The 14,975-nt window shown below is 51.4% G+C and carries 14 protein-coding genes; 2 read left to right on the top strand and 12 right to left on the bottom strand.

The features are described from left to right. Nucleotides 1-96: 96 nt before the first annotated feature. Complete coding sequence (gene gpr, locus MHI45_RS10800) at nucleotides 97-1,107, bottom strand: GPR endopeptidase (RefSeq protein ID WP_340896917.1); 1,011 nt, start codon at nucleotides 1,105-1,107, stop codon at nucleotides 97-99. Nucleotides 1,108-1,379: 272 nt separating this feature from the next. On the opposite strand from gpr, the gene rpsT reads away from it, so the two are divergent. Beyond that, complete coding sequence (rpsT, locus tag MHI45_RS10805; RefSeq protein ID WP_038595494.1) at nucleotides 1,380-1,652, top strand: 30S ribosomal protein S20; 273 nt, start codon at nucleotides 1,380-1,382, stop codon at nucleotides 1,650-1,652. Nucleotides 1,653-1,834: 182 nt separating this feature from the next. On the opposite strand, the gene holA is transcribed toward rpsT, so the two are convergent. The 5 genes from holA to MHI45_RS10830 form a co-directional block, all read right to left on the bottom strand. Then, nucleotides 1,835-2,854 carry a DNA polymerase III subunit delta gene (gene holA, locus MHI45_RS10810; protein ID WP_340896916.1) on the bottom strand — a complete coding sequence of 340 codons (1,020 nt, stop codon included), beginning with the start codon at nucleotides 2,852-2,854 and terminating at the stop codon, nucleotides 1,835-1,837. 326 nt (nucleotides 2,855-3,180) lie between these two features. Continuing rightward, on the bottom strand, nucleotides 3,181-4,401 hold the full coding sequence (locus tag MHI45_RS10815) for an anti-sigma factor family protein (protein ID WP_340896915.1): 1,221 nt from the start codon (nucleotides 4,399-4,401) through the stop codon (nucleotides 3,181-3,183). Continuing rightward, a complete protein-coding gene (locus MHI45_RS10820) occupies nucleotides 4,398-4,949 on the bottom strand; it encodes an RNA polymerase sigma factor (RefSeq protein ID WP_038595503.1) in 552 nt (183 codons plus the stop codon). Before MHI45_RS10820 ends, MHI45_RS10815 begins: the two co-directional genes overlap by 4 nt. A gap of 289 nt (nucleotides 4,950-5,238) precedes the next feature. Beyond that, entirely contained in the window at nucleotides 5,239-5,472 is a 234-nt protein-coding gene (locus MHI45_RS10825; protein WP_038595504.1) for a hypothetical protein, read from the bottom strand. Nucleotides 5,473-5,640: 168 nt separating this feature from the next. Beyond that, the gene (locus tag MHI45_RS10830; protein ID WP_038595505.1) at nucleotides 5,641-6,282 is read right to left on the bottom strand and encodes a bifunctional 2-keto-4-hydroxyglutarate aldolase/2-keto-3-deoxy-6-phosphogluconate aldolase; all 642 of its coding nucleotides are present in this window, start codon (nucleotides 6,280-6,282) and stop codon (nucleotides 5,641-5,643) included. A gap of 343 nt (nucleotides 6,283-6,625) precedes the next feature. On the opposite strand from MHI45_RS10830, the gene MHI45_RS10835 reads away from it, so the two are divergent. Then, complete coding sequence (locus tag MHI45_RS10835) at nucleotides 6,626-7,579, top strand: sugar kinase (protein WP_038595506.1); 954 nt, start codon at nucleotides 6,626-6,628, stop codon at nucleotides 7,577-7,579. Nucleotides 7,580-7,711: 132 nt separating this feature from the next. On the opposite strand, the gene MHI45_RS10840 is transcribed toward MHI45_RS10835, so the two are convergent. From MHI45_RS10840 to MHI45_RS10865, 6 genes are all read right to left on the bottom strand, one after another. Continuing rightward, on the bottom strand, nucleotides 7,712-8,731 hold the full coding sequence (locus MHI45_RS10840) for a LacI family DNA-binding transcriptional regulator (protein WP_340896914.1): 1,020 nt from the start codon (nucleotides 8,729-8,731) through the stop codon (nucleotides 7,712-7,714). Nucleotides 8,732-8,897: 166 nt separating this feature from the next. Then, the gene (locus tag MHI45_RS10845; RefSeq protein WP_340896913.1) at nucleotides 8,898-10,076 is read right to left on the bottom strand and encodes a hypothetical protein; all 1,179 of its coding nucleotides are present in this window, start codon (nucleotides 10,074-10,076) and stop codon (nucleotides 8,898-8,900) included. Beyond that, the gene (locus MHI45_RS10850; protein WP_340896912.1) at nucleotides 10,073-10,609 is read right to left on the bottom strand and encodes an RNA polymerase sigma factor; all 537 of its coding nucleotides are present in this window, start codon (nucleotides 10,607-10,609) and stop codon (nucleotides 10,073-10,075) included. The genes MHI45_RS10845 and MHI45_RS10850 overlap by 4 nt, the downstream gene beginning before the upstream one ends. Nucleotides 10,610-10,738: 129 nt before the next feature. Further along, entirely contained in the window at nucleotides 10,739-13,408 is a 2,670-nt protein-coding gene (locus tag MHI45_RS10855; RefSeq protein ID WP_340896911.1) for a ComEC/Rec2 family competence protein, read from the bottom strand. Nucleotides 13,409-13,520: 112 nt separating this feature from the next. Next, nucleotides 13,521-14,039: a deoxycytidylate deaminase gene (locus tag MHI45_RS10860; RefSeq protein WP_038595511.1), complete on the bottom strand. Its 519-nt coding sequence runs from the start codon at nucleotides 14,037-14,039 to the stop codon at nucleotides 13,521-13,523. Between the two features lie 106 nt (nucleotides 14,040-14,145). Beyond that, the gene (locus tag MHI45_RS10865) at nucleotides 14,146-14,823 is read right to left on the bottom strand and encodes a ComEA family DNA-binding protein (RefSeq protein WP_340896910.1); all 678 of its coding nucleotides are present in this window, start codon (nucleotides 14,821-14,823) and stop codon (nucleotides 14,146-14,148) included. Nucleotides 14,824-14,975: the final 152 nt, after the last annotated feature.

The raw sequence follows: 14,975 nt of genomic DNA on the forward strand, positions 1-14,975 counted from the left end.
AACAGCAGCGGTGGAATCTGCCAGCCGGTAACAGAAAAAAACCCGCACAGGCTTTGCCGTTCGGCAGCCGGTACGGGCTCTATATTCAGGTGAAAATTAATGCGTGTAGGCTCCGACATTGCCTGGATCCACGGCTTCATGCAATGCAGCATTCAGTCCGCTGGCAACGATATTGGCAATTTCCTCAATAAACTCATCGATTTCCTTAGGGGTAACAATCAGATCATGTCCCAGCGGCTCAAGCACTTCCTTGACCAGCGCAAGCCGCTCCTGCTCGGAGATATCATCCAGCATACCCATGATTTCTTTCGTATGGGCTGCCCCGTCTCCAACCTGTGCAAAGTGATTCTTCATCATCTCCAGCACATTATTGACGATGGTGGACGCATAACAAACGGTAGGAACGCCGATAGCAATGCAGGGAATCCCCAGAATCTCCTTGGTCAGTCCACGCCGTTTATTACCGATTCCCGAACCCGGATGAATCCCGATATCGGCAATTTGAATCGTCGTATTGATCCGCTCAAGTGAACGGGAGGCCAGGGCATCAATCGCAATAATGACATCCGGCTTCGTGCGGTCCACGATCCCTTGCACAACCTCGCTCGATTCAATGCCGGTCAGTCCGAGCACACCCGGGGCAATCGCACTCACATTACGGTAGCCGGGAGAGACCTGATCCGGAACCAATTCATAGAACTGTCTCGTAACCAGTGCGTTCTCCACCACCAGCGGGCCGAGCGAGTCCGGAGTTACATTCCAGTTGCCCAGTCCCACTATCAGCACGGAGGATTCTTTGTTGATTCCGATCCGGTTCAGGAACTGTTCAAATTCGCGGGCAAACACGGTGGATACCTTCTGCTGCAGACCGGTATCTCCGCCGCGAAGTGCCGGAACTTCCAGCGTCACATAATTTCCGATCGCACGCCCGATAGCCTGTGATCCTGCATTATTGGCTACTCCAAGCCGGGTTACCTTGATTCCGCCCTCTTCTTCCACCTCTTCATTCACACCGGGAATCGGCGTTTTTTGCGGTCCCTGGGCCATTTCCTTCGCCTCTACCGCCAAATCCGTACGTACCGAATACAGCTGAAGATCCAGTTCCATTGATAGTTCAGCCTCCTTATAATTTAATGAGCATTAGCTTTTGCTTTTTGTCGATAGTGTGCGAGAGATAGCTGTGGTTTATTCAGGGCAGCAAGGTTTAATTCAAATTCAAAATAGGTATAACATTTCACATTACGGTACTGAGAGGATCAGCTACATTGGAATGCGATTTTCAAAAGCTTTTAGTGTTGCTTTTTGCTAACGGTCATGCTAAACTATTTTAAGTTGTGAATCATATGATGATTTCGAATGTCTTCCAGGAGGTGAATGCAATGCCAAATATCAAATCCGCGGTTAAACGCGTCAAGACGACCGAAAAACGCCGTGCACTGAACGCTTCCCAGAAGTCCGCGCTTCGTACAGCTGTGAAAACTGCTGATGTAGCACTGACAGGAACGGAAGTTGAAACTGCTCAAGCTGCTTTCCAAGCTGCTTCCAAAAAGCTGGACAAGGCCGTAAGTAAAGGTCTGGTTCATAAAAATGCGGCTGCCCGCAAAAAATCCCGCTTGGCGAAGAAATTGAACGCTCTTAAGGCAGAAGCCTAAGCCAAGGGCGACATTCATAATGAGCATTCTAAGAACCTGACCGCTATGCTGCATACGGTTAGGTTTTTTTGTGCCCATTTACCTCTTTATAATAGTAGGAACTGCAAAAGCCTGCCCGGTGATATTACGCAACACGGGGCAGGCTTTTTTGCAGTATGTTCTATGAATGGTCTTGTTCCGGTTCAAGCGCCCAGCTGCAGCATAAACATCTCCAGCCCAAGCACCTTGTCTATAGCTCCTGTCTTCATCTTGTAATCCAAATCGGCCAGGGTGCTCAGAATACTCCGCAGGCGCTGGCTTTCAAATTTACGGGCCTGCTCACCAGCCAGCTTGACGGCATAGGGATGCAGTCCAATTTGCGAAGCAATCTGCCCCTGTGAGTAGCTCAGCGCGGACAAATCCTTAACCTGCAGAATGATCCGGAACTGCCGGGCGATCAGCGCGGCAATCTTGATCGGTTCCTCGCGTTGCTTCAGCAGCTCGTAAAGTGTATTAAGCGCCTTGTCGAGGCGTAAGTTCGCTATATCCTCCACCAGGGTGAACACATTCTGCTCAGTGCCGCGGTGTACCAGACTCTCCACTGCTGCAGCATCCACGGTTCCGCCCTGACCTGCGAACAAGCACAGCTTGTCCATCTCTGCAGACAAACCCTGAAGCCCTGTCCCGGCACTGGCCACCAGCGCCTCGGCTGTTCCAGACGCCACGCTGCAGCCGCGCTCACGGAAGCCCTTCTCCACCCAGCGCAGCAGCTCTTCCGCACCCAGCGGATTGAAGGCCAGCACCGTGCCTGCGGCCTTGGCCGCTTTGACGATTTTTTTGCGTTCATCCAGCTTGTCATTATTGACCATAAATACGATTACACTGAATTCAGCCGGCTGCTGCATATAATCGCTAAGTATTTCTACACGATGCTCAATCTTTGCGTTCTCTTTCCCCGCCGTGAACAGGGAAGCATCTCTCACCAGCAGCAGCTTCCGCTCCACCATAAACGGCACAGTCTCCGCTTCTTCTATAACCGCCTGCACGGGCGTCTCCGAGAGATCGAAGGGAATCACTGCAAAGTCACGGTCCTCTTTGGCAATCAGATGCTCCTCCAGAAAGGCCGCAAATTCATTCATCCGGAACTTCTCACTGCCATACAAAACATACAGCGGTGAAATATTCCCCTGCTTGATGTCCTTGGCCGCCGTTTTGGCATCCATCCCGCCACTTCCTTTTCCATTGCATTCCTCAAAGCTTTGTATGAATCCAATCCATTTTTATATTTTAACAAAAAAGCAGCTATAAACATAGGCGTCTTTCCCTCTATCCGTCCAAGCTTCCTGCAGCATGACATGCAAAAACGGAGCAACTTCGGCAGCGTTGACCAAAGTTGCTCCGTTTCAGCGGCGCATCTATATAAACGACGGAAGGAAAAGCTCTAGAAACTTCCCTTCCGACGGTCATACCGATGAAACTCGCAATCCTGAAATTCCTGTCCTCTTACCATAGCATATTCCACTAGCTCTCAAAAAGTTCCACTCTGCAATTATTTATTGGACGTTGCCGCGTCCGGGGTAACAGCAGGTGAAGCTACCGGCGTAGGCTCCGGTGATGCTGCCGGTGAGGCAGAGACACCGGCTTCAGGAACTGTATATACATTGGCTACTTCAGCGCCGTTCTGCTCGGTCACATAGGAGAACTGCAGTCCGTCCGCCGACCAGTTACCGGAAACCCACGCTCCTTCCAGTGGAAGTGAGGTCAGGACCGTCCTTTCCTGCTCTGGTCCGTTTGAAGGAAGCTTATAAATTACCAGCTGCTGTTCGGCCAGTTCAGCTGTGTAGAGACCATCGGGTGAGGTCCACGAAGCTTGGGCTTTGAGAGCAGAAAAGCCCATATTTCTATCTTCCCCCGCCCCGGGCTCATGGGAGGCATCCAGAAACTCCCGGCTGTCGGCTGCTGCCGGATCCCCGCCTTCGTCCAATTCCATGTTATTGCTGCTTTTGGAGTCCATATCCGCAGCCCCGGGTGCCGGAGTTGCTGTTCCGTTAGTGACCTTCCTGCTTGAAGTCCGCTTATCTGATCCAGACTTTTTGGTCATGGCAGGAGCTTTATCCGTTGCTTCTGCGGTTGGAGCAGCAGCAGTCTCTGCCGGTGCGGCACTACCGCCGGTATTCTGGCCCCCGCCAGCGGAAGTAGGATCCACTTTCTCGGAGTTCTCCAACTCTTGCTTGCTCTCGCCCGGTGCAGCATCCTCCTCAGCGGAATCCGTAGCTGCCGAGGACATTATGCTCAGGGCATCATTGCCGGCGTTGTTCTCAGCTGTCTGTTGTAGCGATTGCTCCACATCCGCCGTCGGCATGCTGCCCGGCATATTAAACATAGCAATAAGCAGGATAACCGCTGCCGCAGCAGCTCCTATGCCTGTCCGCGCTGCCAGGGAAGCTCCCTTGGAAGCTTTGCCATGGGTGCTCTTGCGGGAAAAAGGCACGACCTTTGGATCTTCTTCAGGGCTTACCGCATCTGCGCTTTTCCCCTGGATGTTTAGGTCCAGTTGATCAAGCTGAGGCAGGATTGAGTCAACCAGACTGAATGGGGGTTTCACGTCCGGCAGCTGCTCCAGTTGCTGGGAGAGCATCTTCAGCCGGTCAAAGACTTCCGCGCAGGAAGAACAATCATCAATATGACGGAACATTTCAATCATCTCGTCCTGACTGAGATCATGATCCAAATAGCGGTGCATCCATTCCATCACCTCCGCGCATTTCATCCTGATACACCACCTTTCTGGTACTCCTGAAGTCTATTCTGCAGCTGCTGCCTTGCCCGGAACAGGTAAGATTTCACTGTATTCAAAGGCAAATCCAAACAGTCTGCTATCTCGTTGTAAGAAAAATCCTGCAAATATCGCAGTACAATTACGGTGCGGTGATGCTCAGGGAGTTGGTCAATCGCTTCACGGATATCCTCCTGCAAATAGGCGGACATCACTTCGCGCTCCACATTATGTTTATTGTCCTGAAACACCATTTCGTGTTCATCAATTGAAACTGTAGGTTTTGTTCTCCTGAATTTGTCAATGCAAATGTTGGTAACGATCCGCTGAACCCATGTTTTGAACTGTGCCTTCTCTTCATATGAACCAATTTTGGTATACACTCTGATGAGTGCCTCCTGTGATGCATCCAGAGCGTCCTGTTCATTATGCAGAATATAGAAGGCTGTTTTATATACATGTCCCTCAATTTCTCGCAATAGGGTGATTAGAGCGTCGCGATCGCCCGCTTGAGCGGCTCTGATGAGTCCCTGCTCCACCACGAAGGTTCCCCCTCTCTATGCAATCTTACTGACGCGCAAGACTGCGGATTTGTTGCAAGCCTGTAATCATTATTTTTAGGATACCAAACTTTGTTTATTACGTCTTTCCGGCCGCAAGGGTTTCAGCCCTTAGCTTCCACCGGAACGGTCTATAATCCTTACTAAGCATACAGGGGAAGCACTGAATCTTCAAATACTCTTTTATAGAAGTTCGTTACAAAATTGAAACAAAATAGCCCCACGGAGTGGGGCTGACGGCTAAATCTATGTATTTGGCAATCATTACATCCTATTTATACAAGACAGTTTGGCACAGCATTAAAATGGAATAGTTGTCTTTCTGCTCATCATCCACAATATAGATTTCACCGCCCACAAAAAGCTGCGGGTTGTTGTAGTTTCGCTCCAGCCTGTAAATCCGGCCCACCGTCACCTTGCAGCCATGCTTGCTACATTTAATACAGACATACTGCGCGTCATCCTCAGTAGCTGGGCTTAGCAGCTTATTGTTATAGGCAGACATCCAACTCACTCCCGGCAAACTAAATTATAACGCCGCTCTCTACTCTACAGTTTATTGTTTTTGTCCCTGTTCTATACAATGAAGCTTTGAAAAGAACGACAAAAGCCGTCCGGCCGGCAAGTACCCGGTCGAACGGCTTCTGTTTTGTACCATTTGGGATTTCAAGGTTTATACGCCCTTGATCTCCTTGAACTTGGCTACATACTGGGCAGCCAGCTCGGTGATTTGATCATAACGGCCATGCTTGGCGGGGGCGGTAAGGTTGCCGCCAATGCCTACAGCGATGCAGCCGTTTGCAATCCATTTCTCCATATTGTTCAGATCCACGCCGCCTGTCGGCATGATGTTGACATGCGGCATCGGACCTTTGACCGCTTTGATATAATCCGGTCCAAATGCACTGCCCGGGAACAGCTTCAGAACATCCACACCCAGCTTGAGCGCTTCCTTCATTTCATTCAGCGTCAAGCAACCCGGCATGTAGGGAATCCCATATAGATTACACATCTTCGCCGTCTCTTCTTCAAAGGAAGGGCTGACCACAAATTCCGAGCCTGCCAGAATAGCAATTCTTGCGGTAAGCGGGTCGAGCACCGTGCCTGCACCAATCACAGCACGGCCTCCAAAATCGGCTACCAGCCGTTTAATTGCCACATCGGCATCCGGTGTAGTAAAGGTTACCTCAATGTTGTTCAGTCCGCCTTCAATACAGGCGGCAGACATCCGGTAAGCATCATCGGCATTGTCCGCACGGATAACGGCAACTACGCCAACGGATGTGATGTTTTGCAATACTTTTATTTTCTTCATCGGTTAACTCCCTTTCTTCATTCGAATATAGGATGTAAGAAATACTTCTTTAGATAAATTAATTTATCTAATTTACTAACATCAGCTCAAAACCTTATATGAAAATAGTAATAACAATGCTGTCTACAGTCAATATATATTTATGTGAATAACGAATTAATTCTTTTCCTCAGTCACAAAATGCTTATAAATAAAGGATTTATGTAATATACAATATTAAATTCTATACACAGGCTACGATGAAAGCGTAATAACTTATTGTACAAAACCGATTTATATGATAATTTCAAATTACAAATCATTTATACAGGGCTTAGATCATTACCCTGAGGAGGAATTATCCATGAGCAAACCATTAAACGCAGTCACATTCGGGGAACCGATGGCGATGTTTTATGCTAATGAGGCCGGACCGCTGCATGAGGCCACTTCATTCTCCAAGGCGCTCGCCGGGGCAGAGAGCAATGTGGCGACCGGGTTGTCGCGCCTGGAACACAAGACCGGCTATGTCACCAAGCTTGGTGAAGACAACTTCGGCCAGTTCATTGCCTTGGCGCTGGAGAAAGAGGGGATTGATACAAAGAGTATTACGTACACCAAGGAATTCCCGACCGGTATGCTAATCAAATCCAAGGTACTGACCGGTGATCCGAAAGTGGAGTATTTCCGCAAAAATTCCGCAGCCTCCAAGCTGAGTCTGGCCGACTTCAATGAAGAATACTTCGCCTCCGCCGGTCACCTGCATGTCACCAGCATCTCATCTGCACTTTCAAAGACCTGTCATGAGTTCTCCCTGCATGCCATGGAATTTATGAAAAAGAGCGGAAAAACCGTCTCTCTTGACCCCAATCTGCGCCCCACACTATGGCCGGACAAGGAGACTATGGTTAGAACGATCAACGACTTGGCGACACGTTGTGACTGGTTCCTGCCAGGGCTTGGGGAAGGCAAGATTCTGACCGGACTGGACACACCGGAGGATATTGCCGGCTACTACCTGGATCGGGGCGTATCCCTGGTCGTGATCAAGCTGGGACCTGAAGGTGCATATTACAAAACCTCCGGCGGAGAAGAAGGTTATGTCGATGGCTTTAAGGTAGAAAAGGTTATTGATACCGTAGGTGCAGGTGACGGCTTCGCCGTCGGCGTAATCAGCGCGCTGCTGGAGCAGCTGCCGGTAGGGGAAGCAGTGAAGCGAGGCAATGCCATCGGCGCTTTGGCTGTAATGTCGCCAGGTGATATGGACGGACTGCCTACACGGCACGGGCTGGAAAAGTTTATGAACGCCAGCGTGTAATTAGGCAAATACCCACTGACTGTAAAAATAACTGAATGAAAAGCCCTACACAGTTTTAAAGGGACTGTGTAGGGCTTTTCATTGTGAGGCTGCACAGATCAGATTGTGATTAACAATGCTTTATAAACCGTTTTATTTAGCCGGTGCCTGTACGGACTGCCCCTGCTGGAGTGCGGGAGGAAACCGGTAGGTGATCGGAACGGAAGTATCCTCGTTCTCAATTAAAGACAGCATGATTTTGGCTGCCTGCATCCCCATCTCATAGGCCGGCTGCCGGATGGTCGTGATATCCGGGTTATAAATCCGTGCAAACTCGGCATCGTCAATGCCGATGACGGACAACCGGCCGGGAATGGCAATGGAGTGGCGGTTGGCGTACTTGAGAATTTCCCCAAGCACAAGGTCATTGGCTGCAAGCAGCGCTGTCGGCGGCTGCGGCAGAGCAAGCAGCGCATCCAGGGCCGAAGCGATTTCTTCCCTTGAGACGCTGCGCATATACTGTTCGTTCAGCGCCAACCCGGCATCCTCCATCGCCTTCCTGAAGCCGCTCATCCGTTCCCTGCGCGGCGTAATGGCATGCTCTCCGAGCGGCAGCGAGAGCAGGGCTATCGCCTCATGGCCATGCCGAACCAGCTCCTTGACTGCGGTCTTCACCGCCATTTCGTTATCCAGCAGCAGGCTTTGCGTAGTGACCCCTTCCACCAGCCGGTCCATAAATACGAGCGGGTAATGGGCTTCAATAAGCCGGGTATAGGCGGAAGGATTGTCTCCTGTCGGGAAGATGATGAGGCCGTCCACCTGGCGGGCCACCAGCGTCTCCACGTAAGTATTTTCCTTATCGGCATTCTCGTCGGCATTACAGATAATGACTTGTATCCCGTGGCGCTGCAGCTCATTCTCAATTGCCCTGATGCATTGTATCGACAGCGAATAATCTATATTGGCCACAATGACACCGACCATAAACGTGCGGTTCTGCTTCAGGCTGCGGGCCAGCCCGTTCGGCTGGTAATTCAGCTCTTCAATGACGGCGGCAATCCGGTTTTTGGTCGCCTCACTCATATATTTAAACCGTTTATTCAAAAATTGCGAGACCGTGCTTTTCGACACTCCCGCCTTTTGGGCAACATCCTCAATTGTCAGCTTCTTCATCTTTTCCGCTCCACTCTTCCTTATAGAAAAAATACTTGTTATTCACGAACAGTCAGAGAGCAGCAGCAAAAAAAGCCGTACTTTCTGATATTATCAAAAAGTATAGCTTTTTTTTAGTAAATTATCTAGTAATCGATCAGAGCAGAAAGATGAAGAAGATAAATTTTCATTTCCAGGGGTCCATATTTAACCCATATTCTTGTTCCCACCAATCGAATAACCACTGTTCTCCAATCGGCAAGGTGATTTCCGTTGACCGTTTCTCGCCCTGTACTTCATAATGAGCAGTCAATATCATTCTCTTCTTTAACGTATTGATGTTGCTGTACATAAAAGATGTAGATATAGCTGCATCTGTAACTTGCTTATCCGTGCTAATCGTGCCTTCCAGCACCTGCACCTTGCCTGTTTCGATATCATAAAGCTTATTGTGGGCAGTATAACCTCCATTTCCGTCTTCAACATAATAAACTTGCAGTACCTCTTCCTCCTGCGGATTGACGGCGATAAAGGAATTGTACTTTGCAAATTCATAACTCATTGTCAATAAATCCTTAGGCACTGCAGCCCCCCCATCAGCCGCCTCTTTGACGTTAATTACAGACAGCTTGGCCTCGGTTTGCAGCCTTGGCTCACCTACTGTGTATGAGCGGTTCACCATCAGGATATAGTCTCCGGCTCCATAGATTCCGGCCAGTTCATAATACGACTGCGCACCACCGGCGTAGAGCGGGAAAGTATATATTCTTTGGGCTGTTGCAGCCGACAGCTCCGCGTGGCCTTTAGGCGTCAAATAGAGCGTGTACGGCTCCGTGTTGTGTGTATACTTCGGTTTAGTATAGTTCACCATTGGCGGTGGCGGTGACCAAATGATTCCCTGCGATGTTTCGGCTGCGTAAGCCAGTGTTTTGTTCCGGTCCAGCGGCAGGGGCATGTAATACTTCTGGCCGCCAATTTCAAACTCTGCAGAGCCTATAGGCGGATTCAATGCCTGTGTATCTGCTGAAGGAGAAGCTGAAACTACAGCTGATGGCGGCAATGCGGCAGTTGTGCTGCTGCTGAACAGAGAGGACACTTGATCCATGTATCTCCCCGCGCCCGATTCGCTGAACGGCCAAACCAAAACCCCGAGCAGCAGGATTGCAGCCAACCCTACCATGGTACAGCTTTTACCGGAACGGAAAATCCGCTTGCCCGCAGGCTGATTGTCGGCGGCCTGCTGTATCCGGGCCATCAGCTCCGGTGTGAATCCGTCATCATGAAAGGGAATGCGCCCGGCCTTGGCGTACCAGTCCTGCGCCCCGAACATGACATTTCCCTTTTTATCTGAGTGCTGACTTTTCACAGTTCTTCCTCCTTTATCGCCGTTCTTACTTTCTCTCTGGCCCGGGCCAAGCGGGATTTGACCGTCCCCTCCGCTATACCAAGCATTCTGGACATTTCAGCAATCGACAGCCCCTGCTGGATATCAAGCACCAGCACCTCTCTGTGCTTATCGGGCAATTCCATAACAATCTCCCAAATCCGGCTGACATACTGGTTGCCCATCGCTTCCTTTTCCGCAGAACGCGCCTGGCCTGGAGTATGCTGCTCGCCCAGCGGAATGAACCTTCGCCAGAAGCTGTTCCTTCTCCAGCTGAATGCCGTATTTCGGGTGATGGTCAACAGCCAGGTCTTCAGCGTCGAGTGGCCGCGATATTTGCCTATATTTCGATAGGCTTTCAAGAAGACCTCCTGACTGATATCATCCGCCTGCTCGCGGCTGCGTGTCAGAAAAAAAGCATAGTGCCAGACATCGGAGCCATAACTCTCCATCATTTCCCGCAGCGTCATTGACGGTGTACACGCCATTGTATAGGACAATTTCTCGCTGTGCATCTTTGTTATCACCTCTCGCCCAATAAGACTCTCCAGCGCGCAAATGGTTCCATCATTTTCCTCTAAAATTAATAATTTGCCGCCGTTTGCCTTTATCCCTTTATAAGCCCCTCCTAAAAAGCAGGAAAATCATCGTGTCTCCTTCTCCGGTGTTGGCTGTTCCTCCTGCTCTGCCCTAAGCTTATGGCGAACTGCAATCCCCTCCTGTTGCACCTTCAATTGAATTTCCCCATGCAAATCAGTCCGGTACACCGCAGTATTCGATTCCGCCAAACGTTGCAATACGTCGCCGTTCGGATGCCCGTACAGATTATTGACACCTGCTGAAACCACAGCAAAATCCGGCCTCCAGAATTCCAGCCATTCGGCTCCGGTCGCAGTCTTGCTTCCGTGGTGGGCAACCTTTAGTACATCGATCTTCGCGCCGCTGTCTAGTCCAGTCTGTTCTGCTGCCAGAATTACCGCCTGCTCCGACGCTTTATCCATATCTCCGGTAAACAAAAAATTACGTCCGTTCATCTCCAGACGAAACACCACCGATTCATGGTTCTGGTCTTCCACTGCCGGAAGTACGGACTGCCCGTCAGTTTGCTGCGGCTCCGGCCACAGAAAAAACAGCTTCGTCTGATCATCCGGAGCCAGTGTCAGCCCCTGCTGCACAGCGTACAACCGGGCTTTCTTCGCAATAGCGGTCCTCATCAGCTTCCTGTAAGGCTCACGCTCAGCCAGCGTGCCATTGAACAGAACAGCCGACACGGGCATTCCCTCCAGCACTGCCTGCAGTCCCCCGGCATGATCCTGATCACCATGCGTCAAAATAACGGCGTCCAGTCTGTGGATGCCGCGCTGCTTTAGCAACGGGAGCAATGTCTTCGCTCCAACCTCAAAGGGATCACGGCGGATGCGCCATTCCTCCTTGTTCCCAAAGCTCAACGTACCTCCTCCGTCGACAAGAATATGCGCCCCGCCGGGGGTTGTTATCAGGATGCTGTCACCTTGCCCGACATCCAGATAACTGATGGCCCCCGCACCTTCAAGGCTCACTGCATGGTAGCCCCTGTAGAGCAGCAGCAACAGCCCGGCAGCACATATCAGAACCGCAGATCCGGCCAGTTCCATTCGGCCCCGGGGCTGGAAGGATAGCGCCAGGGCATCGCGTTCCCGGCTTCTTCCTTTGCCTTTGCCGTTGCCTTCCGGGGCCAGTTCGGCCAGCGGCCTGGTTTCATCCTCCATATATTGCGGAATCTCCCGTGCATGTGCCCCTGCCCGCTGTTTCAAGGCGTACAGCAGCCCGTACAGCAGGAGGTAATAGCCGCAAATCCACAGCAGTGTAGGGGAGCGCCAGATCAGCACCCCACCGGAGAATCCGTTAACCCATTCCACCGCTCCAAAGGTGGCATTATTCAGCAGTTCGGCAGCATCTGCGACCACACCTGCACCAGCTTCCCAGAACCAGCCCAGCAGGAGAGCCAATGTTCCCAGCGGCAGTACCAAAAAAGTGATGAAGGGCACCAGCACCAGATTTGCAGCAAAGGACAGCAGCGAAAACTGGTTAAAGTAATAAATCGTCAGGGGAAAGGAAACCAGCTGGGCGATCAGGGTTACCGATATGGAACTTCCCAGCCAGCTCGGCAGACGCCTCATCAAAGGATTGGCAAGCGGCACATAGACCATCAAACCTGCCGTCACCAGAAATGACAGCTGAAAGCTGACACTCAGCAGCAAATACGGGTTCCAGACCAGCATAATGAGTGCCGCAGCGGCTAGAATATTCAGTCCGTCCTTGAGCATCCCAAGCCGCGCGGCAAGAAGCGCGATCATACCCATCAGTCCCGCCCGCACAATTGACGGCCCTGCCCCGGATAACAGTACATATACAGGAACCAGAAGTAGCGTGACAGTCAGCGCCGTTTCTCTTGTTACCCGGCAATGCCTGAGGATAAATAAAAGCACTGCGACATACACCGCCACATGCATGCCTGAAATCGCCAGAATATGGGTCAGTCCCAGCTGTGAGAACTGCCGGAAGGTCTCCGGGTCCAGGTCGTCCTGGATTCCGATCACCAGCCCTTTCATATATCCCGAATGCCGGTCCTGGAACAAGCGGTCCATTTCAGCTCCAAGCACAACACGCGCCGCATCATTCCAGCGCAGCAGGGTTGAAGCTCCCCAAGACTCTGGAGGCGTAGCCTCCACGCTTCCGGCCCCGCTTCCTTTCAGGAGCCAGTGGATTCTTTGGGTATGCAGATAAGCACGGTAATCAAAGCCTCCAAAATTACGTGCCTCCGCCGGCAGTACCAGTTCACCCGCCAGCATCACCCGGTCTCCTCTTGCCCAATTGGCGGCCACGGCAATTTCCGCTTCAGCTTGGAGCTTGATCTGAACAGCGACAAGCTCCCCATCTACCTGTGCTGCAGTCTGCCCTGCTGCATTGCTCCGTATCTGTGATAGCTTCAGCGTAAAATCCACCCGGTCCCCGTCCCGTTCGACAGGAGACACAATCATCCCCCCGGCTTCCACATTACTCTCCTGCAGCTCTGCCGGTTGCGATGCAAGTGCTGTTGGCAGCTGACTGACATTGCGGCCTTCATTCCACTCCCAATACAGGGCGGCGACAGCAAGCGATATTGCAAATACAGCAAGCTGCTTCCAGCCCAATCTCCCGCAGGCCGCATAGATCGCGAGCAGCAGCAGACAGCCTGCCCACAGAATCAGCAGCTTGTAGCCCGAGAACAGGCAGGCTGCCGCACTTCCTGTGATCCAGCAGACTGTAAACCCTAACAACGGCCTTCCCTTCATTTCTTTCCCTCCTTCTGAACTGACCGGACAACAAAAAGAACCCCAATATACGCGTACATCCGCGCATACAGAGGTTCTTCCCCTTTACTCATTTAATTTCGCATGGATTCTGTTACTCCGAGACGGTGATCATCGTTTCTGCCGGTGGCTCATAATTCTCCAATTGGCGGAATATGATCCCTTTGGTGGTCAGCATATTCTCTACCTTCTCCATATCCTTGCGGTATGGGCGCAAATAGACAATCTCCACAATACCGCTGTTGGCCAGCATGTTGGCGCAGGTCCAGCAAGGCTCATCGGTGACGTAGACCGTACTTCCTTCCCGGTCGCTCCGGTCGGTGAACAGCAGCAGATTCTGCTCGGCATGAATCGTGCGGATGCAGCGCTGCTTCTTCACCATCGTTTCCACACCGTCTACGATCTCCCGCTCATATTGCTCGGAGACCATGCAGCCCGCCTCCGAGCAGTCAGGAACTCCCATGGGCGCTCCGTTATACGCGGTACCCAGCAGCTTCTTTCCCTGCACCAGCACAGCACCGACATGGCGGCGGTTGCAACGCGAACGCGTAGAAACCATGCAGGCAATATCCATAAAATATGTATCCCAGTTTTTGCGATAGGCCACACTCATCAGTAATCTCCGCTTTCTCTTCAATAGTTGTTCACTATTGTAGCATATTGCAGCTTGCTTTCACTAGGAGAACAGTCTCCTCATCTCCGGAAACGCATCTCCCGTTTCAAAAGACTACCAGAGGCTCAAGCTTTTCCAGCATCTTTGGTCCAATTCCCTTCACCTCACCTAGTTCGGACAAGCTGCGGAAAGCCCCCTTGCTGCTGCGGTAATCAATAATCGCCTGCGCCTTCTTCTCACCGATTCCCGGCAAATTCATAAGCTCAGCAGCTCCGGCGGTGTTCACATTGATTTTCCCTTCCGTCTTCTCATTAGCTTGTGCCGTGGAAGCTGCGCCTTGTGCCGATGGTATACCCTCTCCGCCTGCCACTGCAGTGGTCCCAGCTGTTTGTGTGCCCGCCGTTGCCGCCGCCTTGCCCCCTCCTGTCCCGCTATTATCCTGAGATGCGGCTCCTCCAGCGGGGTCAGCAGCATTTGGACCGCTGTCCGCCCCGGCTCCAGTAACCGCAGTATTACCAGCCTGTGTTGCTGCTCCGGCTTTTTTGGCTCCTCCGTTTGCTTCAATCCCCTCTTTACTGACCTCCCCCTGCAGCGCAGCTGACTTGCTGCTCTTTCCGGCAGGGAGTGGTTCCTCAACATTCGCTCCGCCAACCGCCAGCGCCATAGAGGTATCCATCGTCTCCCACCCGGAGATGCCGCTGTTTTCTTCCCGATCCGCAGCCCAGACCAGCCCTCCTCCCAGCAATACTGCTACGATACCACTGACTATCATTCTCTTATTCAAGTACCTGTCCTCCTCTACAATTTGCCCTGATTATTTATGCAATCCTTATGCAAAACCAAATATGACGCAACTTCTGGAATTTTATTCAAAAATGCGGGCGAAACCTGTCATGTGTCCAAGTGTACGCTGCATACATTTAACGAAGAGTATTC

Origin of the sequence: Paenibacillus sp. FSL H3-0321 (assembly GCF_038002865.1) — a bacterium.
GTDB lineage: Bacteria > Bacillota > Bacilli > Paenibacillales > Paenibacillaceae > Paenibacillus_AQ.

What these genes read in the sequence shown, in the direction of transcription:
- MHI45_RS10815 (WP_340896915.1), bottom strand. Translation starts at nt 4,401, where the DNA reads ATGAAATGCGCGGAGGTGATGGAATGGATGCACCGCTATTTGGATCAT.
- MHI45_RS10850 (WP_340896912.1), bottom strand. Translation starts at nt 10,609, where the DNA reads ATGCACAGCGAGAAATTGTCCTATACAATGGCGTGTACACCGTCAATG.
- MHI45_RS10840 (WP_340896914.1), bottom strand. Translation starts at nt 8,731, where the DNA reads ATGAAGAAGCTGACAATTGAGGATGTTGCCCAAAAGGCGGGAGTGTCG.
- gpr (WP_340896917.1), bottom strand. Translation starts at nt 1,107, where the DNA reads ATGGAACTGGATCTTCAGCTGTATTCGGTACGTACGGATTTGGCGGTA.
- rpsT (WP_038595494.1), top strand. Translation starts at nt 1,380, where the DNA reads ATGCCAAATATCAAATCCGCGGTTAAACGCGTCAAGACGACCGAAAAA.
- MHI45_RS10830 (WP_038595505.1), bottom strand. Translation starts at nt 6,282, where the DNA reads ATGAAGAAAATAAAAGTATTGCAAAACATCACATCCGTTGGCGTAGTT.
- MHI45_RS10855 (WP_340896911.1), bottom strand. Translation starts at nt 13,408, where the DNA reads ATGAAGGGAAGGCCGTTGTTAGGGTTTACAGTCTGCTGGATCACAGGA.
- MHI45_RS10860 (WP_038595511.1), bottom strand. Translation starts at nt 14,039, where the DNA reads ATGAGTGTGGCCTATCGCAAAAACTGGGATACATATTTTATGGATATT.
- MHI45_RS10825 (WP_038595504.1), bottom strand. Translation starts at nt 5,472, where the DNA reads ATGTCTGCCTATAACAATAAGCTGCTAAGCCCAGCTACTGAGGATGAC.
- MHI45_RS10835 (WP_038595506.1), top strand. Translation starts at nt 6,626, where the DNA reads ATGAGCAAACCATTAAACGCAGTCACATTCGGGGAACCGATGGCGATG.
- holA (WP_340896916.1), bottom strand. Translation starts at nt 2,854, where the DNA reads ATGGATGCCAAAACGGCGGCCAAGGACATCAAGCAGGGGAATATTTCA.